The following is a 25,077-nucleotide window of genomic DNA, read 5'->3' as shown; positions in this document are numbered from 1 at the left end:
GGAAACCGCATGAGCCTGCCGCCGAACCTCGGCCCGCGTAACGGGATTCTGTCCTTGACCATCAAGGACAAGTCCGTGCTGTACGCCGCCTACATGCCGTTCATCAAGAACGGCGGGCTGTTCATTCCGACCAACAAGACCTACAAGCTCGGCGACGAGGTCTTCATGCTGCTCAACCTGATGGACGAGCAGGAAAAGATCCCGGTCGCCGGAAAAGTCGTCTGGATCACCCCCAGGGGCGCCCAGGGCAACCGCGCCGCAGGTATTGGTGTCCAGTTCAACGACGGCGACAGTGGTGCTCGCAACAAGATCGAGACCTACCTCGCCGGCGCCCTCAAGTCGGACCGTCCCACCCACACGATGTAACCGGCAGCGGACCGGGCTGCAAGCGACAGGCTTGAAGCCTGGCGCCTGTGCCTGGAGCTTGAACCATGCTGATCGACTCCCACTGCCACTTGGACCGCCTCGACCTGGCCGCCCACGATGGTTCCCTTGACGCCGCACTGGACGCCGCACGTGCCCGGGGCGTCAGCCAGTTCCTGTGCATCGGCGTGAGCGCCGACAACGCCGCCGCGGTGAAGTCCCTGGCCGAACGCTACGAGGATGTGCACTGCTCCGTCGGGGTACACCCCCTGGACCTGCAGCCGGGCGAATCCCTGGCCCTGGACTGGCTTCTGGGCGAGCTGGAGCATCCGCGCGTGGTGGCCATCGGCGAAACCGGCCTGGACTACCACTACGAGCCCGAAGCCGCCGAGCTCCAGGTGCAGGCGTTCCGCCTGCACCTGGACGCCGCGAAGGTCACCGGCAAACCGGTGATCGTGCATACCCGCGAAGCCCGTGCCGACACCCTCTCCCTGCTGCGCGAGGCGGCCTTGCCCCAGGCCGGCGTGCTGCACTGTTTCACCGAGGATTGGGAGATGGCCCGCGCGGCGCTGGACCTGGGCTTCTACATCTCGCTGTCCGGCATCGTGACCTTCCGCAATGCCGAGGCGCTCCGGGAGGTGGCCCGCCAGGTGCCGGCCGACCGCCTGCTGGTGGAAACCGATTCGCCCTACCTGGCCCCGGTACCCCATCGCGGCAAGCCCAACCTGCCGCAATACGTGCGCGAAGTGGCGGAGTTCCTCGCCGAGCTCCGTGGTGTTTCCTTCGACGCATTCGCCGAGCAGACCAGCGAGAACTACCTGCGCCTGTTCCCGCTGGCGCGGCGCGGCTGAGCAGGCCTGGCGGGCGTTTCGACTAAATCGCGGACAAAAAAAACCCGGGTTCTGGGGGATGAATCCGGGTCAAGACCATTAGGAGTAAAACAAAGGAACACGATCCACGGTTCCTCGACTGGCTGGGCACTTGGGGGGAGATGCCGCGCGCCAGTAACTTGAAGTATCGGCCATTATCCCGACGCGTCCAGACAGCCGGCGGCGATTCTTAAACCTATTTGGAATACAGCCGCACCGGCTGAGTCCTCATGTGTCTGCGAGCTGGCGCAGCAGTGCCAGGGTCTCGTCGATTACCTTGGGCGTGGTGTAGAAATGCGGCGAAAAACGGATGCCGCCGCCGCGCTGGGCGCACACCACCTGCTCGTTGCGCAGGCGCTCGAACAGCGGCTGATTGTCCCAGCCGTCCAGGCGGAAGCTGATGATCCCGGCTCGGCGCGCCGGATTCAGCGGGCTCAGCAGCTGCACGCCGGGAATCCCCGTAAGGCCATCCTGTAGCCATTGCACGCGTTCGGCCAGCGCGTTGGCTACCTGCACCATGCCGACTTCCTCCAGCAGCGACAGGCTGGCCTCCAGGGCCATGGCGCCGAGCATGTTGGGGCTGCCGCACTCGAAGCGACGAGCGGTGGGCGAGGGCTGCCAGTCGAGGCGCTCGTAATCGCCAGGGTGCTCCAGCATGTGCCAGCCGTATTCGTGGAGCTTCAACTGCTGGCGCAGGTCGGCGCGGCAATAGAAGACGCCCAGGCCTTCCGGGCCGAGCATCCACTTGTGGCCGTCGGCCATGGCGAAGGCGCAATCGATGGCCTGGACGTCGAAGGGCAGGGCGCCCAGCTGCTGGATGGCGTCGACGCAAAACAGCACGCCGCGCTGGCGACAGCCCAGGCCCAGGCGTTGCAAGTCCAGGCGCAGGCCACTGGCGTATTGCACGGCGCTGATCGACATCAACCGGGTGCGCGGGCCGCACGCGGCCAGCAGCGCGCCTTCGGGGTCCGGGCCATCCAGCGACACCTGGACGCAGTCCACGCCATATCGCTTCAGGGCCTCCCAGACCACTCGGTTGGAGGGAAACTCCTGGTCGCTGATGACCACCTGATCGCCTGTCGACCAGTCCAGACCAAAGGCAACGAAGGACAGTGCTTCCGATGTATTCTTGACCAGTGCGAGGTCCGCCGTGGTCGGTGCGTTCAGTAGTTTTGCCAGGCGTTCGCGCAGGCGACGCTCCACTACCAGCCAGTCCGGATAATCCCTCGCGCCTACGTGCCAGTTCGCTTCGGCGAAGCTCTGGACCGCGCGGGTCGCGCGTTTGGGCCAGGGCGCAACGGCGGCATGGTTCAGATAGCGCAGCCCTTCGGCTTGGGCGAACTCATCTTGTAATATGCTCATAGTCGGATGTTCCGTGCATTTTTACGCCAGTTAGGCATAATACTCGGCTTGATTTTTGACCCCACAGTCCCTTTATGCAGAAAGAACCCCGTAAAGTCCGTGAGTTCCGCCGCCGAGAGCAGGAAATTCTCGACACAGCTCTGAAACTCTTCCTCGAAGAGGGCGAAGACAGCGTCACCGTCGAGATGATCGCTGACGCAGTGGGTATCGGCAAAGGCACCATCTACAAGCACTTCAAGTCGAAGGCGGAGATTTACCTGCGCCTGATGCTCGATTACGAGCGCGACCTGAACTCGCTGCTCCATTCCGCTGACGTGGACCGGGACAAGGAGGCGCTGTCGCGTGCCTACTTCGAGTTCCGGATGCGTGATCCGCAGCGCTACCGCCTGTTCGACCGCCTCGAAGAGAAGGTGGTGAAGAACAGCCAGGTGCCGGAGATGGTCGAGCAGCTGCACAAGATCCGTGCTTCCAACTTCGAGCGCCTGACCCAGCTGATCAAGGGACGCATCGCCGAAGGCAAGCTGGAGGACGTGCCGCCGTACTTCCACTACTGCGCCGCCTGGGCGCTGGTGCACGGCGCCGTCGCGCTCTATCACTCGCCGTTCTGGAGCAGCGTGCTCGAGGATCAGGAAGGCTTCTTCCAGTTCCTCATGGATATCGGCGTGCGCATGGGCAACAAGCGCAAGCGGGACTCCGAAGCACCCGCCGGTTGACGTATTCAGTACGTCTATAACGCGGTCGCGGATATGTGCGGGAGTGACCGCGGGGATATACTCCGGTGTACCACATGCCGGAGCGTCCCATGATCGTCGACCGCCAAGGCAGGCGCTTCCGCAACCTGCGTATCAGCCTGACCGCCGCCTGCAACTACGCCTGCACCTACTGCGTGCCGGACGGCAAGCGCCTGGTGGCGGCACAGGATGAGCTCTCGGCCGAAGCCATGGTGCGTGGCGTGGCCTATCTCATCGAAGCGGCCGGCATCGAACGTCTGCGCATTACCGGCGGCGAGCCGCTGGTGAGCCCCAAGCTCGATCCTTTCCTTCGTGAAGTCAGCAAGCTCGGCCTCGAAGACATCAGCCTGACCAGCAACGGCCAGTTGCTGTCGCGCAAGCTGCCGCTGCTGCTGGACTGCGGCATCCGCCGCCTGAACATTTCCCTCGATACCCTCGATGCCGACGAGTTCCGCGGCATTGCCCGTGGCGGCGACCTGGCCACCGTGCTCAAGGGCCTGGAAGAGGCGAGGGCGGCCGGGCTGAAGATCAAGGTCAACATGGTCCCCCTGCGCGGCAAGAACCTCGACCAGGTGCTGCCATTGCTGGACTACTGCCTGGAGAACGGCTTCGAACTGCGCTTCATCGAACTGATGCGCATGGGGCACCTGGCCCGTGATCCCAATGCCTTCCACCAGCAGTTCGTCGGCCTGGAGGAGTTGCTGGCGCTGATCCGTCCCCACCACGAATTCGTCCAGGCCGCCGCGCCGCTGGATGCCACCGCGCTGCGCTACCGGGTGCCGGGTGCCGGGCACTTCGGCGTGATCGCCAACGAAAGCGTGCCCTTCTGCCGCACCTGCTCGCGTTTGCGTCTGTCTTCCACCGGCTGGCTGCATGGCTGCCTGTCGTCGAGCAATCGCCACTATGTCGGCGACCTGCTGGAGAAGCCTCGGCACCAGGCGCTCCCGGCCCTGCAACGGTTGCTGGTCAAGGCCCTGGCCGACAAGCAGGACCTGGCCTTCTCCGGTGGCGTCACCGTGATGAAGATCATCGGCGGTTGATGGCGCGGAAGCTGCATTGGTTCTCTATCCGCCGGTTTTACGTCGCCGGCGTCTGGAGGACACACGATGCGTAGTTTGATTCTGTTGCTGGCGATTCTCGGCCTGGTGGGCTGCATGAAGGTCAGCGACATGGCCGACGGTACTCGCGAGCAACTGAGCGATGCCGGGCTCCTGGACCACAGCGATACCCGCCGCGCCAGCCCTTGGCGCCTGCAGGCGGACTCTTTCATTTTCATCGCTCAGGGGCATTTCGTGCCACCGGGTTCGGCCTATCCGCGGCCCAACGTGGTAGCAGAGGAGGCCTTCAACGGCTTCGTCGAATACTTCCCCATGGTGCGCCGCGCCAAGGGGCCGCTTGGTCTGGAGGAGGCCATGGGCGAGGCCCGCTCGTTCGGGGCGCACTATCTGCTCTATGCCCGCTTCGCCAGTGCCGACGACCGCATTGGCACGGTTGTGGAGTGGGAGGACCAGGAAGCCCTCGACCGCCTCGGTCGCGACCGCGGGGTGATCCAGTTGATGCTGATCGAGACCAACACCCGCTACCTGGTGGATACGGCGCGCATCCGCAATCGCGGCGGTTTTCTGACGATGCACGATAACAAGCCGGAAGATCAGATCGCGGCGCCCTTGCAGGAGTATGCTCGCAGCCTGATTGGCGTGAGTCGTTGAGGAGATTGAAATGAGCGATCCCGGCAAGGCCGGCGACCTGCTGGCGCAGATACCCAAGGGCGACAAGCCCGGCGGTGCGCCTGTCCATCTATGGAATCCGGATTTCTGCGGCGATATCGACATGCGCATCGCCCGCGATGGCACCTGGTTCTACCTGGGTACGCCGATCGGTCGCAAGCCCATGGTCAAGCTGTTCTCCAGCGTGATCCGCAAGGATGGCGACGACTACTTCCTGGTGACCCCGGTGGAGAAAGTTGGCATCCGCGTCGATGACGCCCCGTTTATCGCCGTGGAGCTGCGGGTCGAAGGGGAGGGCGAGACGCAACAGCTGCGCTTCGTCACCAATGTCGAGGACGAGGTGGTGGCTGGCGCGGTGCATCCGCTGCGCTTCGAGCTGGATCCGCAGACCCAGGAGCCCTCGCCCTATGTGCTGGTGCGTACCAACCTGGAAGCGCTGATCAACCGCAATGTCTTCTACCAGTTGGTGGAGCTGGCCGTGCCCCGCGAGATCGATGGTGTCGCCTGGCTCGGAGTCTGGAGCGGCGGGGAGTTCTTCCCCATCGGGCCATTGCCGGAATAGGCAGTGAGACGACCATGAAAAAAGGCTCCCGAGGGAGCCTTTTTCGTGACCGCTTACATGTTGGGGTAGTTCGGGCCGCCGGTGCCTTCCGGGGCAACCCAGGTGATGTTCTGGGCCGGGTCCTTGATGTCGCAGGTCTTGCAGTGCACGCAGTTCTGGGCGTTGATCTGGAAGCGCTTGCTGCCGTCGTCGTTGGCCACCACTTCGTATACGCCGGCCGGGCAGTAGCGCTGCGCCGGTTCGTCGTACAGCGGCAGGTTCTTGCCGATCGGGATGCTCGCGTCGGCCAGCTTCAAGTGGCAGGGTTGTTCCTCTTCATGGTTGGTGTTGGAGAGGAATACCGAGCTGAGCTTGTCGAAGCTGATCTTGCCGTCCGGCTTCGGGTACTCGATGCGCTGGGACTGGGCGGCGGGCTTCAGGCAGGCGTAGTCCGGCTTGTTGTCGTGCAGGGTGAAGGGGATCTTGCCACCGAACCAGTTCTGGTCGATGTAGTTGATCGCACCGCCCACCAGGGCGCCGTACTTGTGGATTGCAGCACCGAAGTTGCGGCTGCGGAACAGCTCGTCGTACAGCCAGCTGCCCTTGAACGCGTCGACGTAGTTGGTCAGCTCGTCGCCACCCTCGCGGCCGGCGGCCAGGGCTTCTGCGATGGACTCGGCGGCCAGCATGCCGGACTTCATCGCGGTGTGGCTGCCCTTGATCTTGGCGAAGTTCAGGGTGCCCAGGTCGCAACCGATCAGGGCGCCGCCCGGGAAGACCATCTTCGGCAGCGAGTTCAGGCCGCCCTTGCAGATGGCGCGGGCGCCATAGGCAACACGCTTGCCGCCTTCCAGGTACTGCTTGATCACCGGGTGGTGCTTGTAGCGCTGGAACTCGTCGAAGGGCGAGAGGAAGGGGTTGCTGTAGGACAGGTCGATGATCAGGCCAACGACCACCTGGTTGTTTTCCAGGTGATAGAGGAAGGAGCCGCCGGTGTTCTCGGTGCCCATGATGTCCATCGGCCAACCGGCGGTGTGGACCACCAGGCCAGGCTGGTGCTTGGCCGGATCGATGTCCCAGATTTCCTTGATGCCGATGCCATAGTGCTGGGCATCGGCGTCGGAGTCGAGGTTGTACTTCTTGATCAGCTGCTTGCCGATGTGGCCACGGCAGCCTTCGGCGAACAGGGTGTACTTGCCGCGCAGTTCCATGCCGGGGGTGTAGTAACCCTCTTTCGGATGGCCTTCACGGTCCACGCCGAGGTCGCCGGTGATGATGCCGCGAACCACGCCGTTCTCGTCGATCAGGGCTTCCTGGGCGGCGAAGCCCGGGTAGATTTCCACGCCCAGGCCTTCGGCCTGCTGGGCCAGCCAGCGGCAGAGATTGCCCAGGGAGATGATATAGTTGCCCTCGTTGTGCATGGTCTTGGGCACGAACAGGTCAGGCAGCCTGATGGCGGACTCGGCATCCTTGAGCATATAGATGTCGTCGCGGGTCACCGGGGTGTTCAGCGGTGCACCCAGGTCCTTCCAGTCAGGGAAGAGCTCGTTCAGGGCTCGCGGTTCGAATACGGCGCCGGAGAGAATGTGGGCGCCCACTTCGGAACCCTTCTCGACCACGCACACGCTGATCTCCTGACCAGCTTCCGCGGCCTTCTGCTTCAGTCGGCACGCGGCGGACAGGCCAGCGGGGCCGGCACCGACGATGACGACGTCGAATTCCATGTATTCGCGTTCCACAGTCAATCTCCTCAAGGCTCTTCGATATTTTATGTTGGAGGGCTAGGCTCGATCCCTGACCTGAGCCGGCGCATTATATCCAGCCCCTTGGCTCGGTCCAATACAAACGTTTGTTTGAATTTTGTGAAGCCCTGATAGGATAAGGCTCTGCGGCGTATAAAGGGCCATTTTGCTGTATTGACCCGAATAGGCGATCCGGTCAAGATACGGGCGGTTTTGCGCTCGCTGTCTGGGCTGAGAGTCGGTTCCGGCCGACCTGCATCACTGGCCAGGCCCGTCTTGGCGACATTCTTATTAACCGGAGAGTAACGAGGAATCCATGAAGGTTCTTGTAGCTGTCAAACGAGTGGTCGACTACAACGTCAAGGTCCGCGTCAAGGCGGACAACTCCGGCGTCGACCTTGCCAACGTGAAGATGTCGATGAACCCCTTCTGCGAAATTGCCGTGGAAGAAGCCGTCCGTCTGAAAGAGAAAGGCGTAGCGAGTGAAATCGTCGTCGTCACCATCGGCCCGAACACTGCTCAAGAGCAGCTGCGTACCGCTCTGGCCCTGGGCGCCGACCGCGCCATCCTGGTCGAGTCCTTTGAGGAGCTGAACTCCCTGGCCGTGGCCAAGCTGCTGAAAGCTGTGGTCGACAAGGAGCAGCCGCAACTGGTCATCCTCGGCAAGCAGGCCATCGATAGCGACAACAACCAGACCGGCCAGATGCTGGGCGCCCTGACCGGCTACGCCCAAGGCACCTTCGCCTCCAAGGTCGAGGTTGCTGGCGACAAGGTCAACGTCACCCGTGAGATCGACGGCGGTCTGCAGACCGTTGCGCTGAATCTGCCGGCGATCGTCACCACCGACCTGCGCCTGAACGAGCCGCGCTACGCGTCTCTGCCGAACATCATGAAAGCCAAGAAGAAGCCGCTGGACGTGGTTACCCCGGACGCCCTGGGTGTTTCCACCGCTTCCACCGTCAAGACCCTGAAAGTAGAAGCCCCGGCCGCCCGCCAGGCTGGTATCAAGGTCAAGTCCGTGGCTGAACTGGTCGAAAAACTGAAGAACGAGGCGAAGGTAATCTGATGGCTATCCTGGTTATCGCTGAACACACCAACGCCGCACTGGCTGCCGCCACCCTGAACACCGTGGCTGCTGCCGCCAAGATCGGTGGTGATATCCACGTGCTGGTTGCTGGCTCCAACGCCGCTGCCGCTGCCGAAGCCGCTGCCAAGATCGCTGGCGTGAGCAAGGTGCTGGTTGCCGACAACGCCGCCTACGCTCACCAGCTGCCGGAAAACGTCGCTCCGCTGATCGCCGAGCTGGGCAAGGGCTACAGCCACATCCTGGCTGCTGCCACCAGCAACGGTAAGAACATCCTGCCGCGCGTTGCCGCGCAGCTGGACGTCGACCAGATCTCCGAGATCATCGCCGTTGAAAGCGCCGACACCTTCAAGCGTCCGATCTATGCCGGTAACGCCATCGCTACCGTGCAGTCCTCGGCTGCCGTGAAAGTGATCACCGTGCGTGCCACCGGTTTCGACCCGGTTGCTGCCGAAGGCGGCTCCGCTGCCGTTGAAGCCGTGAGCGGCTCGGCCGACGCAGGCAAGTCCGCCTTCGTGGGCGAAGAACTGGCCAAGTCCGACCGTCCGGAACTGACCGCTGCCAAGATCGTCGTTTCCGGCGGCCGTGGCATGCAGAACGGTGACAACTTCAAGCACCTGTACGCCCTGGCCGACAAGCTGGGTGCCGCTGTGGGTGCTTCCCGTGCCGCCGTCGACGCCGGTTTCGTACCGAACGACATGCAGGTCGGCCAGACCGGCAAGATCGTTGCCCCGCAGCTGTACATCGCCGTGGGCATCTCCGGTGCCATCCAGCACCTGGCCGGTATGAAGGACTCCAAGGTCATCGTCGCGATCAACAAGGACGAAGAAGCCCCGATCTTCCAGGTGGCTGACTACGGCCTGGTGGCTGACCTGTTCGAAGCCGTACCGGAACTGGAAAAGCTGCTGTAATAGCGCTTCCCGGCCTGCCGTACGAAAGAACCCGCTCCTAGGAGCGGGTTTTTTTATGGTTCGTTGCTGGCGTTTGGGGGGTACCGGGTTGGCAACTTTGTGTAATTACCTTTGCCTGACTCCGTGCCACCGGAGGCATCCCTCTTCCGAACGCGGCCCGCCCCGCCCCTCTCCCAGGGGGCGAGGGGTGACTCGCGCCGGCAGGCACGAAGCAACCCTGTTGCCCACACCGGACTGGAACGAAGCAGCGAAGATGACGCCGCGCAAGCCGCCCCTTCAGGAGGCCGAGTGGAATCCTTGTGTAGGGGGACGAGCGGCATGGATGCCGCGAGAGCCGCGCAGGGCCATGGATGGCCCTTCGCGGCGGGCCCCCGGAACAAGGATGGAGCGAGGGCAGTCCGGCGAAGCCGGGCCCGGATGTCGGGGCAAGCCTTTTGCTTCCTTTGGGGCGATTGCCAAAGGGAGTCGCCCGGGAGGGCGAAACAGAAACCCGCAACCAACGCGGCAATGAGCTGGGATCAGAATTTAAAGCCCATCCCTGATACCGGATTGCCAATCCGGTGTGTCCCCAAAGAGTCCGCGAGAAGCTTTCGCCCCCTTCCTCAGCCACGATGGCCGTCGAGGAAGGCCTGGTAATGCCGGGCGGTTTCTTCGGGGCGCTCGATCATCGGCGCGTGGCCGCAGTCCTTCATGATCACCACGCTGGGGTGCTTCAGCAGCGGCTTCATCACCTCGATACTGGACACGTCCAGCACCCGGTCACGGTCGCCCCAGAGCAGCAGGGTGGGCGCGGTGATGCGCGGCAGCTCGGGCTCCAGCGGGATGTAGCGCTCGCGCAGCTGGCGGAAGACTTCATCGTAGTGCGCCTCGTTGGCCATGGACTGTTCGGCCAGGTAGGCCTTCACCGAGGCCGGCAGTGGCGGTGGCTCGACGAAGACGAACTCCAGCATGCGCTGGAATTCCTCGGCATTGCGCGCCACCAATGGGTTGGGCTGGCCGCTTTCGATCAGGCGGAACATCTCGCTCTTGTTCGGCGCCGTGACGCCGCCGTTGTCGAACAGCGCCAGGCTGCGCACCTGGCGCGGGTAGCGGGAGGCGAAGAGCGCGGCGATGTGTCCGCCCATGGAATTGCCTACCAGGTGCACCCGGCCCAGTTCCAGGGCCTTGATGAAGGACTCCAGGCGTTCGGCCTGGGTACCGACGTCGTAGCTGCCGGCGGGTCTGTCGCTGTCGCCGAAGCCGGGCAGGTCGAGGGCGATCACGTGGTAGCGCTCGGTGAAGTGCCGGGCGAAGCGCAGCCAGTTGTCCTTGCTGGCGCCGAAACCGTGAACCATCACGATGGTTTCACCCTTGTTCGGGCCGCCCTCGTAGTAATGGATGCTAAGATCGCCCAGCGTGACCTGTCGCTCCGACAGGCCGGCGAGCTGGCGTTCCACCAGGCGCACACTGGCCGTCAGCGCGGCGGGGGAGAGGTAAAGGGTCGCCGCAACTGCCGTCAGCAGGATGACGATTGCGATGATGAGCTTTTTCATGGCCATCCTTATAACCAATGGTTCTTCTTGCCGCCTGTACGCTAGCATGGCGCGCACCGCAAGCGCTGTCGCCCGCCTCACAGCCAATCGATTGTCCAGTCCGGGAAACCTCAGATGCCAAGTCGACTCCACCTCTCGTCCCTGCTTCTCGCGCTCTGCCTGCTACCCGGGCTTGGGCAGGCGGCCGGGAAATGCGAGCGCCTGGTGGCCACTGGCAACCCCGAGTATCCGCCGTATCTCTGGCGCGATCCCGAGGACCCCAAGCGACTGATCGGCGCCAACGCCGACCTGCTCAAGCAGATCGCCAAGGAACTCGGGCTGAAGGTGGACGTGCTCTACACCGGCCCCTGGTCCCGCGCCCAGGATGAAGTGCGCACCGGTCGTGTCGACCTGCTCGCCGGCGCTTTCCTCACCCTGCCGCGCCTGGAAACCATGGACTACGTCCATCCGCCGTTCCTCGAGACCCAGAGCGTTGCCTGGGTCAAGCGCGACAAGGCCTTCCCCTACAGCGGTTGGGACGACCTGCGCAATCACACCGGCGGCACCCTGGTGAAGAACAGCTTCGGCGAAGCCTTCGATCGCTTCGCCAGGGAAAACCTCAAGCTCGAGGAAGTCCCCAGCCTCACCCAGGCGTATCAGAAGCTCCTGCTCGAGCGCACCGACTTCGTCCTGTACGAACGCTACCCCGGCCTGGTGCTGGCCGACACCTTAGGGATGGCCGATGATCTGGTTGCCCTGGAACCTCCGATTTCAAGTGAAGGTCTGTTCCTCACGCTGTCCCACAACTCGGCCTGCAACGACCCCTGGCTGCGCGGACAGTTGGCGAAAAAAATGACAGAATTGGTCGCCGCCGGGGTGCCGGAAACCCTGCTGCAACGCAACCTGGAACGCTGGAAGGCCCTGCAGATGCAACCGCCCGGCACTCCCGAATGATTAGGAATTCTCTAGTGAGCAAGACACCCCTGTTTGCCGCCGGCCTCGCCTTGCTGGCCCTGGCCGGCTGCGCCCACGACCCGGCGCCCGTCGAGCAGATGCGCCTGACCCAGAAGGCGGTGGAGCAGGCCAAGGCCGTTGGCGCCACCGAACAGCTGGAAGAAATGAAGCTGGCGCAGGACAAGCTCGCCCTGGCCGAGAAGAACATGGGCGAGGAAGACTACAAGCGCGCCCGTGTCCTGGCCGAGCAAGCCGAACTGGACGCGCGCCTGGCCGAGGCCAAGGTGTTGACCCAGAAGAGCCAGGAGCAGCTGGCCGAGCTGAACTCGCGGATCAATCGCCTGCGTAAGCAGTTGGGGGATGCGCAGTGAAGCGGAATCGAGCATTGAGTGCCGGCCTGCTGCTCGGCCTTGGACTGCTGGGCGGCTGCGCCAATCAGCAAAGTACCGAAGAGAGCCTGGAGCAGTCCCGGCAGATGTTCCAGCAGGTCAAGGAGGACCAGAATGTCCTCAGCGCCGCGCCCAAGGATGTGATCCGCGCCGGTGAATCCCTGGCCCGCGCCGAACGCCTGTCCAGCTACTGGGGCAATGACGCCGACGTCGTCCACTACGCCTACCTCAGCCGCCGCTACAGCGAGATCGCCACCCAGCACAGCGAGCAGAGCCAGAACCAGGCCCGCGCCGCCAAGTTGCAGCTGGAGCGCGAGCGGCTGCAACTGGCGCTGCGTGAAGCCAAGCTGCTCAGCGTCCAGCAGCAGGGCAAATGGCTGGAAGAACAGATGATCGCCCTGGCCGCCACCGAAACCGATCGCGGCCTGGTGATGACCCTGGGCGATGTGCTGTTCGACACCGGCCATGCCGATCTCAAGCCGTCGGCCAACCGCACCGTGCTCAAGCTGGTGCAGTTCCTCCAGCTCAATCCACGGCGCATCGTGCGCATCGAGGGTTACACCGACAGCAGCGGCACCAAGGCCGACAACCTGAGGCTCTCCACCGAGCGTGCCCAGGCGGTGGCCGATGCGCTGATCGACCTCGGCATCGATGCCAAGCGCATCCAGGTCCAGGGCTTCGGCGAAGCCTTCCCGGTGGCGGAGAACGCCTCCAACCGGGGCAGGGCGCAGAACCGCCGGGTGGAGATCGTCTTCTCCAACGAAAAGGGCCAGCTCGGCCAGGCGCGCTGACCCGCGCCAAGGAAAGCCCCGGCCGCCATTCGGCGCCGGGGCTTTTTCGTGCCTGGACAAAATCGCTGTATCGCACACAATTTATTGATCTGTACCGGTTCAGTTGCAGAGTGTTCCTATAGTGTTTCGGTCCAGTGATTCAGGTAATGCCGCCATGACCAATCTGTTGCTCTACCAACGCATCGCCCAGCAACTGGCCGATGATATTCGCCGTGGCGTCTACCAGCCTGGCGAACGCGTACCCTCGGTGCGCAAGCTCAGTTCCCAGCTCAGCGTCAGCCACGCCACGGTGCTGCAGGCCTACGCCAGCCTCGAGGACCAGGGCCTGATCCGCGCCCGTCCGCAATCCGGTTTCTATGTACACCAGACCCCGGCCCTGACCGCCTCCACGCCGGACATCGCCCGTGTCGAGCGCCCAGGCCTGGTGACCCGCGCCAGCATCATCCAGCAGGTGCTGGCCGAATCCCGCCGCGAGGGTGTGTTCCCCCTGGGCGCTGCGGTTCCCCATGTCGACTACCTGCCGGTGCGCACCCTGCACCAGCAACTGGCCAAGGTGACGCGCTTCCACAGCCCGCGCGCCTTCAGCTACATGTTCAGCCCCGGCTTCGAGCCGCTGCGGCGCCAGGTGGCGATCCGCATGCGCGACGCCGGCGTGGTGGTCGACCCGAGCGAAGTGGTGATCACCCATGGCTGCGTGGACGCGCTGCAGATGAGCCTGCGCGTGCTGACCCGGCCGGGGGACCTGATCGCCACCGAGTCGCCCACCTACTATGGCCTGCTGCAATTGGCCGACCTGCTGGGCCTGAAAGTGATCGAGATCCCCAGCGATCCGACCACCGGCATCAGCCTGGAGGCCCTGCAACTGGCCGCCAACCAGTGGCCGATCAAGGCCCTGGTGCTCACCGCGCGGCTGAGCAACCCGCTGGGCGGGACCATCCCGGAAGAGCGGCAGAAGCAGCTGCTGCGCCTGTCCTCGGATTTCGACATCCAGATCATCGAAGACGATATCTACGGCGAGCTGATGTTCGACCAGGGGCCGTCCAAGGCCATCAAGGCCTATGACCTGGATGACCGGGTGATCTACTGCTCCAGCTTCTCCAAGACCCTGTCCCCCGGCGTGCGGATCGGCTGGATGGTGGCCGGCAAGTACCAGGCGGAAATCCAGCGGCTGCAGACCTTCAGCACCCATTCGGCGTGCAGCGTGACCCAGATGGGCGTCGCGGCGTACCTGGAGAACGGCGGCTACGACCGGCACCTGCGCTATATCCGCCAGGAGTACCGGAAGAACCTCACCGCCTTCCAGCTGGGGGTGCAGCAGTACTTCCCCGAGGGCACCCAGATCACCCGGCCCAACGGCGGTTTCATCCTCTGGATCAGCCTGCCGGCCAAGGTGAATACCAAGGACTTGCACGTGCGCGCCTTGCAGCAGGGCATCAGCATCGCGCCAGGGCTGATCTTCAGTAACACCGAGCAGTTCAACCACTGCGTCCGGTTGAACTGCGGCATCCCGTGGAACCGCGAGGCCGAGCGCGCCATCATGACCCTCGGCATGCTGGCCAAGCAGCTCTGCCAGGAGGCCGGGCTGTAGGGGCTGCGCTGTGCCGTAGGTTGGTGTAGAGCGAAGCGAAACCCAACGATTCCCGCTCGGGCTACGCCTGGATCTGAAGGGGCTGTCGTTGCTGGTGGACTGGGGCAACTGCGCCGCCCTTTCGCGAATGAATTCGCTCCTGCAGCTAGCGCTGTAGCCAGCCTGCAGCCGAAATAACGACACAGCCCTAACCCGTTTGCTGCCGCGCCTCCGTCCAAGGGTACGAATGATCCATTCGTGCCCGGGAGGCGTCCATGTCCAGCCATAACTTCCTTCGCCATCAACCCCTAGCCGCCGGCTTCACTGCCGGTATTCTGCTGGCCCTGGCAGCCTGCAGCGCCCAGGATGCCTCTGCGCCGGCAAGTGGCAAGGCGGTGGTGCCAGCGCCGCTGTCGAGCCGAACCGAGCCTGAACCGCTGCAAGAGCAGGAAATGCTCGGCGCTCCCGCCTCCCAGGCCAAGCGCGCCGCCTACTCCGCCGAAGGCCGCCAGATGACCTTTGCCGCCCCGGCACCCATGGCCGATGCGCTTGCGCCCGGCTACCGCGATGTGCCCCGCGAGCAGTACCAGCATCTGGCCGACAATCCGGTGCAGGCGGTGGCCAGCGCACCGGTCTCCACCTTCAGCATCGACGTCGATACCGGCAGCTATGCCAACGTGCGGCGCTTCCTCAACCAGGGCCAGCTACCACCGGGCGACGCGGTGCGCCTGGAAGAGATGGTCAACTACTTCCCCTACAGCTACCCGCTGCCCGAAGGCGACGTGCCCTTCGGCATTGGCGTCGAGCTGGCGCAGACCCCCTGGAACCCACAGACCCGCCTGCTGCGGGTGGCGATCAAGGCCTCCGACAGCAGCGTCGAACGCCTGCCGCCGGCCAACCTGGTGTTCCTGGTGGATGTCTCCGACTCCATGGACCGCCGCGAGGGCCTGCCCATGGTCCAGGGCACCCTCAAGCTGCTGGTGGACCAGTTGCGCCCGCAGGATCGCGTGTCCCTGGTCACCTATGCCGGGGAGGCGAGGGTGGTGCTGGGCTCCACGCCGGGCAGCGAGAAGGCGAAGATCCGCGCCGCCATCGAGCAGCTCAGCGCCGGGGGTTCGACGGCTGGCGAATCGGGCATCCAGCTGGCCTATGCCGAGGCGCAGAAGGGCCTGATCAGCGGTGGCATCAACCGCATCCTGCTGGCCACCGATGGTGACTTCAACGTCGGCATCAGCGACTTCGAAAGCCTGCGCCAGATGGCGGAGCACAAGCGCAAGGGCGGGGTATCCCTCACCACCCTGGGCTTCGGCGTGGACAACTACAACGAGCGGCTGATGGAGCAACTGGCCGACGCCGGCGACGGCAACTACGCCTACATCGACAACCTGCGCGAAGCGCGCAAGGTGCTGGTGGACCAGCTTGGCTCGACCCTGTCGGTGGTGGCGCGGGACGTGAAGCTGCAACTGGAGTTCAACCCCGCGCAGATCAGCGAGTACCGCCTGCTGGGCTACGAGAACCGGGCCCTCAAGCGCGAGGACTTCAGCAACGACAAGGTGGATGCCGGCGAAATCGGTGCGGGGCACAGTATCACCGCCCTCTACGAGATTGTTCCGGCCGGTGCCAAGGGCTGGCTGGAACCGCTGCGCTACCAGGCAGCCGCCAAGGCCGAAGGCAAGGCCGATGAACTGGCCTGGCTGCGGGTGCGTTACAAGGTCCCGGGCTCCGAGCAGAGCCGCCTGCTGGAGCGCCCCATAGCCGCCGGCCAGGCGGCCAGCCTGGACGACGCCAGCGAAGACTTGCGCTTCGCCGCCGCGGTAGCGGCATTCGCCCAGCAGCTCAGGGGTGGCAAGTACACAGGCGATTTCGGCCTGACCGATAGCGCCAGGCTGGCCCGCGAGGCCCGTGGCGACGATCGCTTCGGCCTGCGCGGCGAGTTCGTGCAACTGGTGGAACTGGCGCAAAGCCTGCAAACTTCCGCTCCATCCCAAGCGCGGAATGAATGACGTGAACGCGACCCTCACGGATGATGACGCCAGCCTGTTGCGGCGTTACCGCAACGGCGATGCCGAGGCGTTTGGCGTGCTCTATGCGCGCCATCGTCTTGGCCTCTATCGCTTCCTCTGCGGCCTCAGCGGCGACGCCAGCCTGGCCGAGGAGATCTTCCAGGAAACCTGGCTGAACCTGATCCGCAGCGACTCCGAACAACGGGGCCAGGCCAGCTTCAAGACCTGGCTCTACCAGATCGCCCGCAACCGCCTGATCGACCACTGGCGCAAGCACGGCCGTCAGCAGGGCCGCGAGGAAACCTTCGATGAGGTCCTGCACGGCGACGCACTGCCGGGCAGCAGCCCGGACCCGGAGCGGGAACTGTCCCTCAGCCAGGACCAGCAGCGCCTGCGCGCGGCCCTGGATGAACTGCCCGGCGAGCAGCGTGAGGTGTTCCTGCTGCGCGCCCATGGCGACCTGGAGCTGACCGAGATCGCCGAACTCACCCGCACGCCCGCCGAGACGGTGAAAAGCCGCCTGCGCTATGCGTTGCAGAAGTTGCGTCGGCTGCTGGCCGACCCGGCCGCCGCCGAGGAGGTATCCGCATGAACCAAGACCCGCACGAGACGGACGCCATGGAGCGGGAGCTGCTCGAACACTACCGCTGCCACCACCACGACGAGCCCTCGGCAGCCCTGGACCAGCGTATCCTCGCCGCGGCCGCCGCCCAGGCGGCGAAAAGCCAGGAAATGCCCCGGCCGTCCTTTGGCGAACGCCTGCATGCCTGGTTCTTCGGTTCCGGTGGCCGGCAGCGCTGGGCGTTGGCCCTGGCGGGTTTCGCCACCCTGGGTATTGGCCTGAGCCTGACCCTGCGCACCCAGGAGCAGACCGAGCCGCGCTTCGACGCACCGCCGGCCAGCGCCATGCCGTATTCCGCTCCGGCCCCGGCGGTTGCGCCGCTATCGCGTGCCGCCGCGCCAGCCAGTCCGGCCGGTGCATCGATGGAGGCCGCGAAGAAGCAATCGGCGCCCATGGCCGACAGCGCCGCGGAGTTGCAGGAGCGGCAGGCTGAGCCGCGGCGCCAGGAAATGGCCGAATCCGTCGCGCCGGACGAACCCCTGGCCAGCCTGCGCCGGGTGCTGGAGCTGCAAGGGGCGGGCAAGCGCGAGGAGGCCCAGCGGTTGCTGGACGAGTTGCAGGCGCGTTATCCGCAACGGGATATCGCGGCGGAGTTGCGGCAGCTGGAAGGCAGCCGCTGAATGGGCGCGTGCCGGACTTGCCAGCAAGGCGGCTAAGGTGGAGCATTGCGCCATCTCCGACCCCCGCAGAGTCTCCATGCGTTCGATTAGCCTGTTTGGCGCCTCCCTGGTGCTGGCGCTGCTCGCTGCCTGCGACAAGGAAGCGCCTACGCCACCCAAGGCACCTCCCGCGCCACCGCCGCTGTCCTCCAGCCCCCAGCCGGAGCCCGCAGCGCCGGTTGAACCGGTGGCGCCGCCGGCTGCACCCGAGCCGCCGCCACCGCCCGCACCGGCACCCGCACCGAAGTCGATTCCCCAGCCGCCCACGCCGGCCAAGCCCAAGGAGCCGTCGGTAGCGGTGTCGGTGAAGGCGCCGCTGCCCAAGGCCAAGCTCGACCTCAGCCTGCCCGAGGAACTGGTGGAGCAATTGCAGCCGCGGATCGCCGAGGACGAAGCCCCCAGGCAGCCGCTGTTGCCGCCGCTGTTCGTGCAGAAACCGGCCGCGGAAAGTCCCTTCCAGCTCAACGGCAAGCTGCTCACCAATGAGCGCGAGGACGATTACTGGCGTTCGGTGGAAGGCGCCGAGCTGCAGTTCGAGTTCAAGCGCTGATTCCACACGCACCGATGACGGGAGCGAGTGATTTCGCTCCCGTCATCGGGCCTCAGTCCAGGAAGAGATCGGGCACCAGCGAACCGCCCTGCGGGTCGTAGCGGTATTGCTCGAACTCGGTCTGGCCCTGTTCGCGCAGCAGCTCTTCGTCGATCAGCAGGCGCCCGGTGATGCTGCGGCCTTCGCTCACCAGAATGGCGTGGGCGGCGTCAGCCATGATGGCCGGGGTGCGCGCACGCTTGAAGGCGTCGCGGCTGCCCAGCTCGAACTCGATGGCGGCGGTGGCGATCATGGTCTGCGGCCAGAGCGAGTTGACGCTGATGCCGTAGCGCTTGAACTCCTCGCTCATGCCTAAGGTGAGCATGCTCATGCCGTATTTGGTGACGGTGTAGGGGCCATGCTGGGCGAACCATTTCGGCGCCAGGTTCAGCGGCGGCGAAAGGTTGAGGATATGACCGGACGCGCTCTGCTTCAGGTAGGGCAGGGCGGCCTGGCTGCCGACCATCACCGCGCGGGTGTTGATCTGGTACATCAGGTCGAAGCGCTTGGGCTCCAGGTGCTCGACGCCGGTAAGGCGGATGGCGCCGGCGTTGTTGACCAGAATGTCGATGCCGCCGAAGTGCGCGGCAGCCTGGGCCATGGCCTCGCGCACGGCGTTCTCGTCGCGTACGTCCAGCTGCAGGGCCAGGGCCTTGCCACCCGCGGTCTCGACTTCTTCCGCCACGCTGAAGATCGTGCCGGGAAGCTTCGGATGGGGTTCGGCGCTCTTGGCGGCGATGACGATATTGGCGCCGTCGGCGGCGGCGCGCAGGGCGATCTCGCGGCCGATACCGCGGCTGGCGCCGGTGATGAACAGGGTCTTGCCGGAAAGGGACATTTCTTGGCTCCTGGTTATTGTTGTCATGGGGCCGCGTTGCGGCCCTTGGCGAATGAATTCGCCCCCACAAGGGCGCCTGTCAGGCTTCTTCCACCTCCACCAGCAACTGGCGGTTCTTGACCTGGTCGCCACGGCTGACCTGCACGCGACGGATCACGCCGTCCACGCCGGCCTTCAGCGGGTGTTCCATCTTCATGGCCTCCAGCACCAGCAGCAGCTGGCCCTTGCCGACCCGTTCGCCTTCGCTCACCAGCACCTCGACTATGGCGCCGTCCATGGGTGCCTTCACCGCGCCGGAGGCGGCGCCACCCTGGCTGCCAACGGGCTCGTGGGTGATGTCCTGCAGTTCCAGGTTGCCGTTCTGGCCGAACAGCCAGAGCTGCGCGGCCTGCTGATGGTAGGCCACGCGGCGGCGGATGCCGTCCAGCTCCAGCACCGCCCAGCGGCCATCGGCGCTGAGCAGACGGACGGCGATTTCCACATCGCCTACCCGCGCCAGCAGGCGTGGCTGCAAGCCGGCTTCCTGGACCGCCAGTTCGATGGCGTGCTTCTGCTCGCCCTGGCGCAACACCAGGCGCCAGGGCGCGCTGCCGGAACTGCGCCAGCCGGCCAGGCCAACCTGGTGGGCGGTGCTGGTGGCCGAATCCTGATAACGCAGGGTCGCGGCTATGGCCAGCTCGACCGGCGCGGCGGCTTGCGGGCTCAGGCTCGGGTCGGCGCCGAAGGTTTCGCCGATGAAGGCCGTGGTGGCGTGGCCGGCCGCGAAGTGCGGATGGCGCAGCAGATTGGCGAGGAAGCGCTGGTTGCCATTCACGCCGAGCAGCACGCAATCCTCCACAGCGCGGGCCAGTTTGCGCCGGGCCTCGTCGCGGGTGGCGCCCCAGGCGATGACCTTGGCCAGCATGGGGTCGTAGAAGGGCGTCACGGCCTGGCCTTCCACCAGGCCATGGTCGATGCGGATACCGTCCACCACGGCCGGTTCCCAGCGCAGTACGTCGCCGGTCTGGGGCAGGAAGCCGGCGGCCGGGTCCTCGGCATACAGGCGTACTTCCATGGCGTGGCCGTCGAGGCGGATTTCGTCCTGCCGCAAGGGTAGCGGCAGGCCCTCGGCCACCTGGATCTGCCAGGCCACCAGGTCCTGTCCGGTGATGAGTTCGGTGACCGGATGCTCCACCTGCAGGCGGGTGTTCATTTCCAGGAAGTAGAAGCGGCCTTCGGCGTCCAGCAGGAACTCCACCGTACCTGCGCCGACATAGTTCACCGTGCGCGCGGCCTGCACCGCCGCCTCACCCATGGCCTGGCGCAGCTCGGGCGTCATGACCGGGCAGGGCGCTTCTTCGATGACTTTCTGGTGGCGGCGCTGCACCGAGCAGTCGCGCTCTCCCAGGTACACGATGTTGCCGTGCCGGTCGCCGAATACCTGGATCTCCACATGGCGCGGCTGCAATACGGCCCTTTCCAGGATCAGTTCGCCACTGCCGAAGGCGTTCAGGGCCTCGGAGCGGGCGGTGCGCAGTTGCGCGGCCAGCTCCGAGGCATCGTTGACCAGGCGCATCCCGCGCCCGCCGCCGCCGGCGCTGGCCTTGACCATCAGCGGGTAGCCGATGCGTTCGGCCTCGCGGGCCAGGGTGGCGTCGTCCTGTTCGGCGCCCTCGAAGCCGGGGATGCAAGGCACCCCGGCTTCCAGCATGGCCAGCTTGGACAGGCGCTTGCTGCCCATCAGGTGGATGGCTTCCACGGTCGGGCCGATGAAGGTGATGCCGGCCGCCTCGCAGGCACGGGCGAAGTCGGCGTTCTCGGAGAGGAAGCCGTAGCCGGGGTGGATGGCGTCGGCGCCGGTGCGTTGCGCGGCGTCGATGATGGCCGCGATCGACAGGTAGGACTGGCCCACCGGCGCCGGGCCGATGCACACCGCCTCGTCGGCCAGTTGCACATGGCGGGCCTCGCTGTCGGCCTCGCTGTACACGGCGACGGTGCGGTAGCCGAGGCTCTGCGCGGTGCGCATCACCCGGCAGGCGATCTCGCCACGGTTGGCGATGAGGATCTTGTTGAAAGCGGGCATCGAGTGCTCCTGCTATGAGTAGTCCGTGGTTGTTACTGGGCCCAGCCGGGTTTGCGTTTCTGCACGAAGGCCATCGTGCCCTCGGCGCCTTCCGGGCCGGTGACGGCGGCGGCGAAGCGCTCGGCGGCGTGGTCCAGCAGCGTGTCCAGGGGCTCGGTTTCCGTTGCCAGCAGCAGCGCCTTGGTTTGCGCGTTGGCACCTGGGGCGCAGCGGCGAACCTGTTCCAGGCTCTCGGCCAGACGCTGTTCCAGGACTGCGCCATCGGCTTCGGCGAAGTGCACCAGGCCCAGGCGCAGCGCCTCGGCGCCGTCGAAGCGGGCGGCGGTGAGGGCCAGGCGGCGGGCCTGGGTCAGGCCGATGCGCTTGACCACGAACGGTGCGATCTGCGCCGGCAGGATGCCGAGGCTGGTTTCCGGCAGGCCGAACTGGGCACTGGCGTGAGCGATGGCGATATCCGAGATGCACGCCAGGCCGAAACCGCCTCCCAGCACCGCGCCTTCCAGTACGGCGACCATTACCTGGGGCTGGGCCTGGGCTTCCTCCAGCAGGCTGCCGAAGGCACGGTTCAGCTGGCGATAGGCGTCGCTGCCGGTGGCCCGCGCCGTGGCCATGTCCTTGATGTCGCCGCCGGCGCAGAAGTGTCCGCCGGCACCCCGCAGTACCAGGGCGCGCACGCGGCTGTCATCGCGAACGGCAGCCAGCACCGCGCGCAGTTCCTCGACCATGGCCAGGCTCATGGCATTGCGGCTCTCCGGCCGGTTCAGGGTGACGTGCAGCACGCCATCGGCCAGCTCCAGCAGCAGGGTCTCGCAGTTCGGCAATTCACTCATGCCGGCATCCTCGTCAGTCGTAGGATGGGTCGAGGCGCGCAGCGCCGATACCCATGGGTCGGGATGATGGGTATCGCTGCGCTCCACCCATCCTACGGGCCATCAACCTTTCTTCTTGCCGGGCAGGATGCCCATCAGCTTGCAGATGATCCCCAGCATGATCTCGTCGGCGCCGCCGCCGATGGACACCAGGCGGGTGTCGCGATAGGCGCGGGAAACATGGTTGTCCCACATGAAGCCCATGCCGCCCCAGTACTGCAGGCAGGCGTCGGTGACTTCGCGGCCCAGGCGGCCGGCCTTGAGCTTGGCCATGGAGGCGAGGCGGGTGACGTCCTTGCCTGTGACATAGAGCTCCACGGCCTGGTAGACCAGGGCGCGCAAGCACTCGATCTCGGTCATCAGCTCGGCCAGGCGGAAGTGGATCACCTGGTTGTCGATCAGCGCGTTGCCGAAGGTCTTGCGCTCCTTGCAGTAGTCGATGGTGACGTCCACGCAGTGCTCCAGGCCCTTGATCATGTTGGCCGCGCCGAACAGGCGCTCTTCCTGGAACTGCAGCATCTGCATCATGAAGCCGGCGCCCTCGTGGCCGATGCGGTTGCGCTGCGGCACGCGGACGTTGTCGAAGAACACCTGGGCGGTTTCCGAGCTGCGCATGCCGAGCTTGTCCAGGTGCGGGCTCAGGGTGATGCCGGGGGTGTTCATCGGCACCATGATCAGCGACTTGTTGACGTGGGGCTTGTCGTCCGAGGTGTTGGCCAGGAGGCAGATGAAGTCGGCGCTGGGGGAGTTGGTGATCCACATCTTGCTGCCGTTGATCACGTAGTCGGCGCCGTCCTTGCGGGCGTTGGTCTTCATGCCCGCCACGTCGGAGCCGGCGCCCACTTCCGAGACGCCGATGCAGCCGACCATCTCACCGCTGATGGCGGGGCGCAGGAACTCCTCGCGCAGCTCGTCGGAGCCGAAGCGCGCCAGGGCCGGGGTGCACATGTCGGTCTGCACGCCGATGGACATGGGAATGCCGCCGCAATGGATGGTGCCGAACTCTTCGGCGGCGACGATGGAGTAGCTGTAGTCCAGGCCCATGCCGCCGAACTTCTCCGGCTTGGAGATGCCCAGCAGGCCCAGCTCGCCGGCTTTCCTGAAAATGTCATGGATAGGGAAGCGACCTTCCTTCTCCCATTGCTCGACATGGGGGTTGATTTCCTTGTCGACGAAATTGCGCACCGTGCGGCGGAGTTCTTCGTGTTCCTGGGTGAAGATCATCTTGTTGTTCTCCTTGTAGGGTGCGCCCCGCGCACCGTGATCGTTCGGGTCAGAAACGGGCCACGCCGAAGCTGTTGGCCCGCAGAGGTCGGGCTTCGGCCTCCGCGCAGATATCCAGCAGATAGCCCAGCAGGCGACGGCTGTCACGGGGGTCGATGAGACCGTCGTCCCACAGGCTGGCAGTGCCGTAGAGGGCGGTGGACTGGCTGTCGAGCTTCTGTGCGGTCATCTGTTCGAGCATGTCGAGCATCTTCGGATCGGGCTCCTTGCCCTCCTTGGCGTGCTTTTCCTCTGTGACGATGCGCAGCACCTTGCCGGCCTGGGCGCCGCCCATCACGGCGGTACGGCTGTTTGGCCAGGCGAAGATGAAGCGCGGGTCCAGGCCACGGCCGCACATGGCGTAGTTGCCGGCGCCGTAGGAACCGCCCACCACCAGGGTGAGCTTGGGTACCCGGGCGTTGGCGACGGCCTGGATCATCTTCGAGCCGTGCTTGATCACGCCGAGCTGCTCGGACTCGGTGCCCACCATGAAGCCGGTGGTGTTCTGCAGGAACAGCAGCGGCACATTGGCCTGCTCGCAGAGCTGGATGAACTGCGCCGCCTTGGCCGCGCCCTGGGGCGTGATCGGGCCGTTGTTGCCGATCAGCCCGCAGGGCCTGCCTTCTATGCGCAGGTGGCCGCAGACGGTCTGGCTGTCGAACTCGTTCTTGAAGTCGAGGAATTCCGAGCCGTCGGCGACGCGCGCAACGATCTCGCGCACGTCATAGGGTTTCTTCGGGTCGGCCGGGACCACCCCCAGGAGCTCCTCGGCGCTGTACAGCGGCTCCCGCCATTCGGCCTGGCGCTGGGCCGGCAGCTGGGCGTTCCAGGGCAGCATGGCCAGGATGTCGCGGGCCAGGCGCACGGCGTCGGCATCGTTCTCGGCCAGGTATTCGGCGGTGCCGGCCACCTGGGCGTGCATCTCGGCGCCGCCCAGTTGCTCGTCGGTGGCCACTTCGCCGGTGGCGGCCTTGAGCAGGGGCGGGCCGGCGAGGAACATCTTGGCCTTGCCGCGCACCACGACCACATAGTCCGACAGCCCTGGCTGGTAAGCGCCACCGGCGGTGCTCGAACCGTGCACCACGGTGACCTGGGGAATGCCCATGGCAGAAATCCGCGCCTGGTTGGCGAAGCCACGCGCGCCCTCGACGAAGATCTCCGCCGCGTAGTTCAGGTTGGCGCCGCCACTCTCGGCCAGGGTTACCATCGGCAGTTTGTTCTCGATGGCGATCTGCTGCAGGCGCAGGGTCTTCTTCAGCCCGGTGGGGGAAATGGTGCCGCCCTTGATGGCGCTGTTGCTGGCGCTTACCAGGCAGCGGGTGCCGGCGATGTAGCCGATCCCGGCGATGATGCCGCCGCCGGCCTGGGTGCCGTCCTTGTCGTCGTGCAGCTTGTAGCCGGCCAGGGAGCAGAGTTCGAGGAAGGGGCTGCCCGGGTCCAGCAGCAGGTTCAGGCGCTCGCGGGGCAGCAGCTGGCCGCGCTTGTCGAACTTCGGCTTGGCCTCGCTGGCCTTGTCCAGCACCTTCTGCTCCACGTCACGGAAGCTGGCGATGGCGGCGAGCATGGCCTCGCGGTTCTTCGCGAAGTCTTCGCCATGGGCATCGAGCTCGGATTGGATCACCGTCATCGC

The 25,077-nt window shown here is 65.4% G+C and carries 24 protein-coding genes; 16 read left to right on the top strand and 8 right to left on the bottom strand.

The window, feature by feature from the left end; translation table 11 throughout:
• The first annotated feature begins 9 nt into the window (after window positions 1-9).
• Complete coding sequence (locus tag PCA10_RS18825; protein WP_016493655.1) at window positions 10-366, top strand: PilZ domain-containing protein; 357 nt, start codon at window positions 10-12, stop codon at window positions 364-366.
• Between the two features lie 65 nt (window positions 367-431).
• On the top strand, window positions 432-1,214 hold the full coding sequence (locus tag PCA10_RS18820) for a TatD family hydrolase (RefSeq protein WP_016493654.1): 783 nt from the start codon (window positions 432-434) through the stop codon (window positions 1,212-1,214).
• Window positions 1,215-1,460: 246 nt separating this feature from the next.
• On the opposite strand, the gene PCA10_RS18815 is transcribed toward PCA10_RS18820, so the two are convergent.
• The gene (locus PCA10_RS18815) at window positions 1,461-2,594 is read right to left on the bottom strand and encodes an aminotransferase class V-fold PLP-dependent enzyme (RefSeq protein ID WP_016493653.1); all 1,134 of its coding nucleotides are present in this window, start codon (window positions 2,592-2,594) and stop codon (window positions 1,461-1,463) included.
• Window positions 2,595-2,668: 74 nt separating this feature from the next.
• Here PCA10_RS18815 and PCA10_RS18810 point away from each other — a divergent pair, with 74 nt between their 5' ends.
• The 4 genes from PCA10_RS18810 (at window position 2,669) to PCA10_RS18795 (ending at window position 5,614) form a co-directional block, all read left to right on the top strand.
• A complete protein-coding gene (locus PCA10_RS18810) occupies window positions 2,669-3,307 on the top strand; it encodes a TetR/AcrR family transcriptional regulator (protein WP_016493652.1) in 639 nt (212 codons plus the stop codon).
• 89 nt (window positions 3,308-3,396) lie between these two features.
• Window positions 3,397-4,365 carry a GTP 3',8-cyclase MoaA gene (locus tag PCA10_RS18805; RefSeq protein ID WP_041770353.1) on the top strand — a complete coding sequence of 323 codons (969 nt, stop codon included), beginning with the start codon at window positions 3,397-3,399 and terminating at the stop codon, window positions 4,363-4,365.
• A gap of 66 nt (window positions 4,366-4,431) precedes the next feature.
• On the top strand, window positions 4,432-5,034 hold the full coding sequence (locus PCA10_RS18800) for a DUF4823 domain-containing protein (RefSeq protein ID WP_016493650.1): 603 nt from the start codon (window positions 4,432-4,434) through the stop codon (window positions 5,032-5,034).
• A 10-nt stretch (window positions 5,035-5,044) separates the two neighbouring features.
• Entirely contained in the window at window positions 5,045-5,614 is a 570-nt protein-coding gene (locus PCA10_RS18795) for a DUF1285 domain-containing protein (protein WP_016493649.1), read from the top strand.
• 53 nt (window positions 5,615-5,667) lie between these two features.
• On the opposite strand, the gene PCA10_RS18790 is transcribed toward PCA10_RS18795, so the two are convergent.
• Window positions 5,668-7,332 carry an electron transfer flavoprotein-ubiquinone oxidoreductase gene (locus PCA10_RS18790; RefSeq protein ID WP_016493648.1) on the bottom strand — a complete coding sequence of 555 codons (1,665 nt, stop codon included), beginning with the start codon at window positions 7,330-7,332 and terminating at the stop codon, window positions 5,668-5,670.
• A gap of 319 nt (window positions 7,333-7,651) precedes the next feature.
• On the opposite strand from PCA10_RS18790, the gene PCA10_RS18785 reads away from it, so the two are divergent.
• Window positions 7,652-8,401, top strand: a complete 750-nt coding sequence (locus PCA10_RS18785) for an electron transfer flavoprotein subunit beta/FixA family protein (protein ID WP_016493647.1) — start codon at window positions 7,652-7,654, stop codon at window positions 8,399-8,401.
• The gene (locus PCA10_RS18780; protein WP_016493646.1) at window positions 8,401-9,330 is read left to right on the top strand and encodes an electron transfer flavoprotein subunit alpha/FixB family protein; all 930 of its coding nucleotides are present in this window, start codon (window positions 8,401-8,403) and stop codon (window positions 9,328-9,330) included. Before PCA10_RS18785 ends, PCA10_RS18780 begins: the two co-directional genes overlap by 1 nt.
• Window positions 9,331-9,932: 602 nt before the next feature.
• Here PCA10_RS18780 and PCA10_RS18775 read toward each other — a convergent pair.
• A complete protein-coding gene (locus PCA10_RS18775) occupies window positions 9,933-10,862 on the bottom strand; it encodes an alpha/beta fold hydrolase (RefSeq protein WP_016493645.1) in 930 nt (309 codons plus the stop codon).
• Window positions 10,863-10,976: 114 nt separating this feature from the next.
• Between PCA10_RS18775 and PCA10_RS18770 the strand changes: the two genes are divergently transcribed.
• From PCA10_RS18770 to PCA10_RS29390, 8 genes are all read left to right on the top strand, one after another.
• A complete protein-coding gene (locus tag PCA10_RS18770; RefSeq protein WP_016493644.1) occupies window positions 10,977-11,795 on the top strand; it encodes a substrate-binding periplasmic protein in 819 nt (272 codons plus the stop codon).
• A 14-nt stretch (window positions 11,796-11,809) separates the two neighbouring features.
• Window positions 11,810-12,166, top strand: coding sequence for a DUF4398 domain-containing protein (locus PCA10_RS18765; RefSeq protein WP_016493643.1), 357 nt, complete (start codon window positions 11,810-11,812; stop codon window positions 12,164-12,166).
• Window positions 12,163-12,975, top strand: a complete 813-nt coding sequence (locus PCA10_RS18760) for an OmpA family protein (RefSeq protein ID WP_041770352.1) — start codon at window positions 12,163-12,165, stop codon at window positions 12,973-12,975. The genes PCA10_RS18765 and PCA10_RS18760 overlap by 4 nt, the downstream gene beginning before the upstream one ends.
• 154 nt (window positions 12,976-13,129) lie before the next feature.
• Window positions 13,130-14,563, top strand: a complete 1,434-nt coding sequence (locus PCA10_RS18755; protein ID WP_016493641.1) for an aminotransferase-like domain-containing protein — start codon at window positions 13,130-13,132, stop codon at window positions 14,561-14,563.
• Between the two features lie 254 nt (window positions 14,564-14,817).
• Window positions 14,818-16,545: a vWA domain-containing protein gene (locus PCA10_RS18750; RefSeq protein WP_016493640.1), complete on the top strand. Its 1,728-nt coding sequence runs from the start codon at window positions 14,818-14,820 to the stop codon at window positions 16,543-16,545.
• Entirely contained in the window at window positions 16,538-17,137 is a 600-nt protein-coding gene (locus PCA10_RS18745) for an RNA polymerase sigma factor (RefSeq protein WP_016493639.1), read from the top strand. Before PCA10_RS18750 ends, PCA10_RS18745 begins: the two co-directional genes overlap by 8 nt.
• Window positions 17,134-17,787 carry a hypothetical protein gene (locus tag PCA10_RS18740; RefSeq protein ID WP_016493638.1) on the top strand — a complete coding sequence of 218 codons (654 nt, stop codon included), beginning with the start codon at window positions 17,134-17,136 and terminating at the stop codon, window positions 17,785-17,787. The genes PCA10_RS18745 and PCA10_RS18740 overlap by 4 nt, the downstream gene beginning before the upstream one ends.
• 76 nt (window positions 17,788-17,863) lie before the next feature.
• Window positions 17,864-18,376, top strand: coding sequence for a hypothetical protein (locus tag PCA10_RS29390; RefSeq protein ID WP_016493637.1), 513 nt, complete (start codon window positions 17,864-17,866; stop codon window positions 18,374-18,376).
• Window positions 18,377-18,428: 52 nt separating this feature from the next.
• On the opposite strand, the gene PCA10_RS18730 is transcribed toward PCA10_RS29390, so the two are convergent.
• From PCA10_RS18730 to atuC, 5 genes are all read right to left on the bottom strand, one after another.
• Entirely contained in the window at window positions 18,429-19,253 is an 825-nt protein-coding gene (locus PCA10_RS18730; protein ID WP_016493636.1) for an SDR family oxidoreductase, read from the bottom strand.
• Window positions 19,254-19,332: 79 nt separating this feature from the next.
• Window positions 19,333-21,315: a geranyl-CoA carboxylase subunit apha gene (gene atuF, locus PCA10_RS18725; RefSeq protein ID WP_016493635.1), complete on the bottom strand. Its 1,983-nt coding sequence runs from the start codon at window positions 21,313-21,315 to the stop codon at window positions 19,333-19,335.
• 32 nt (window positions 21,316-21,347) lie between these two features.
• The gene (gene atuE, locus PCA10_RS18720) at window positions 21,348-22,145 is read right to left on the bottom strand and encodes an isohexenylglutaconyl-CoA hydratase (RefSeq protein ID WP_016493634.1); all 798 of its coding nucleotides are present in this window, start codon (window positions 22,143-22,145) and stop codon (window positions 21,348-21,350) included.
• A gap of 102 nt (window positions 22,146-22,247) precedes the next feature.
• Entirely contained in the window at window positions 22,248-23,408 is a 1,161-nt protein-coding gene (gene atuD / locus PCA10_RS18715; protein WP_016493633.1) for a citronellyl-CoA dehydrogenase, read from the bottom strand.
• Between the two features lie 49 nt (window positions 23,409-23,457).
• Window positions 23,458-25,074: a geranyl-CoA carboxylase subunit beta gene (gene atuC / locus PCA10_RS18710; RefSeq protein WP_016493632.1), complete on the bottom strand. Its 1,617-nt coding sequence runs from the start codon at window positions 25,072-25,074 to the stop codon at window positions 23,458-23,460.
• Window positions 25,075-25,077 lie beyond the last annotated feature (3 nt).

The sequence above is a fragment of the Pseudomonas resinovorans NBRC 106553 genome, from assembly GCF_000412695.1.
Taxonomy (GTDB): Bacteria; Pseudomonadota; Gammaproteobacteria; order Pseudomonadales; family Pseudomonadaceae; genus Metapseudomonas; species Metapseudomonas resinovorans_A.
This window is presented reverse-complemented; position numbering and strand designations above follow the sequence as displayed.

What these genes read in the sequence shown, in the direction of transcription:
- atuF (WP_016493635.1), bottom strand. Translation starts at nt 21,315, where the DNA reads ATGCCCGCTTTCAACAAGATCCTCATCGCCAACCGTGGCGAGATCGCC.
- PCA10_RS18775 (WP_016493645.1), bottom strand. Translation starts at nt 10,862, where the DNA reads ATGAAAAAGCTCATCATCGCAATCGTCATCCTGCTGACGGCAGTTGCG.
- atuD (WP_016493633.1), bottom strand. Translation starts at nt 23,408, where the DNA reads ATGATCTTCACCCAGGAACACGAAGAACTCCGCCGCACGGTGCGCAAT.
- atuC (WP_016493632.1), bottom strand. Translation starts at nt 25,074, where the DNA reads ATGACGGTGATCCAATCCGAGCTCGATGCCCATGGCGAAGACTTCGCG.
- PCA10_RS18740 (WP_016493638.1), top strand. Translation starts at nt 17,134, where the DNA reads ATGAACCAAGACCCGCACGAGACGGACGCCATGGAGCGGGAGCTGCTC.
- PCA10_RS18810 (WP_016493652.1), top strand. Translation starts at nt 2,669, where the DNA reads ATGCAGAAAGAACCCCGTAAAGTCCGTGAGTTCCGCCGCCGAGAGCAG.
- PCA10_RS18795 (WP_016493649.1), top strand. Translation starts at nt 5,045, where the DNA reads ATGAGCGATCCCGGCAAGGCCGGCGACCTGCTGGCGCAGATACCCAAG.
- PCA10_RS18730 (WP_016493636.1), bottom strand. Translation starts at nt 19,253, where the DNA reads ATGTCCCTTTCCGGCAAGACCCTGTTCATCACCGGCGCCAGCCGCGGT.
- PCA10_RS18805 (WP_041770353.1), top strand. Translation starts at nt 3,397, where the DNA reads ATGATCGTCGACCGCCAAGGCAGGCGCTTCCGCAACCTGCGTATCAGC.
- PCA10_RS18800 (WP_016493650.1), top strand. Translation starts at nt 4,432, where the DNA reads ATGCGTAGTTTGATTCTGTTGCTGGCGATTCTCGGCCTGGTGGGCTGC.
- PCA10_RS18825 (WP_016493655.1), top strand. Translation starts at nt 10, where the DNA reads ATGAGCCTGCCGCCGAACCTCGGCCCGCGTAACGGGATTCTGTCCTTG.
- PCA10_RS18745 (WP_016493639.1), top strand. Translation starts at nt 16,538, where the DNA reads ATGAATGACGTGAACGCGACCCTCACGGATGATGACGCCAGCCTGTTG.
- PCA10_RS18780 (WP_016493646.1), top strand. Translation starts at nt 8,401, where the DNA reads ATGGCTATCCTGGTTATCGCTGAACACACCAACGCCGCACTGGCTGCC.
- PCA10_RS18755 (WP_016493641.1), top strand. Translation starts at nt 13,130, where the DNA reads ATGACCAATCTGTTGCTCTACCAACGCATCGCCCAGCAACTGGCCGAT.
- PCA10_RS18815 (WP_016493653.1), bottom strand. Translation starts at nt 2,594, where the DNA reads ATGAGCATATTACAAGATGAGTTCGCCCAAGCCGAAGGGCTGCGCTAT.
- PCA10_RS18750 (WP_016493640.1), top strand. Translation starts at nt 14,818, where the DNA reads ATGTCCAGCCATAACTTCCTTCGCCATCAACCCCTAGCCGCCGGCTTC.
- atuE (WP_016493634.1), bottom strand. Translation starts at nt 22,145, where the DNA reads ATGAGTGAATTGCCGAACTGCGAGACCCTGCTGCTGGAGCTGGCCGAT.
- PCA10_RS18820 (WP_016493654.1), top strand. Translation starts at nt 432, where the DNA reads ATGCTGATCGACTCCCACTGCCACTTGGACCGCCTCGACCTGGCCGCC.
- PCA10_RS18770 (WP_016493644.1), top strand. Translation starts at nt 10,977, where the DNA reads ATGCCAAGTCGACTCCACCTCTCGTCCCTGCTTCTCGCGCTCTGCCTG.
- PCA10_RS18785 (WP_016493647.1), top strand. Translation starts at nt 7,652, where the DNA reads ATGAAGGTTCTTGTAGCTGTCAAACGAGTGGTCGACTACAACGTCAAG.
- PCA10_RS29390 (WP_016493637.1), top strand. Translation starts at nt 17,864, where the DNA reads ATGCGTTCGATTAGCCTGTTTGGCGCCTCCCTGGTGCTGGCGCTGCTC.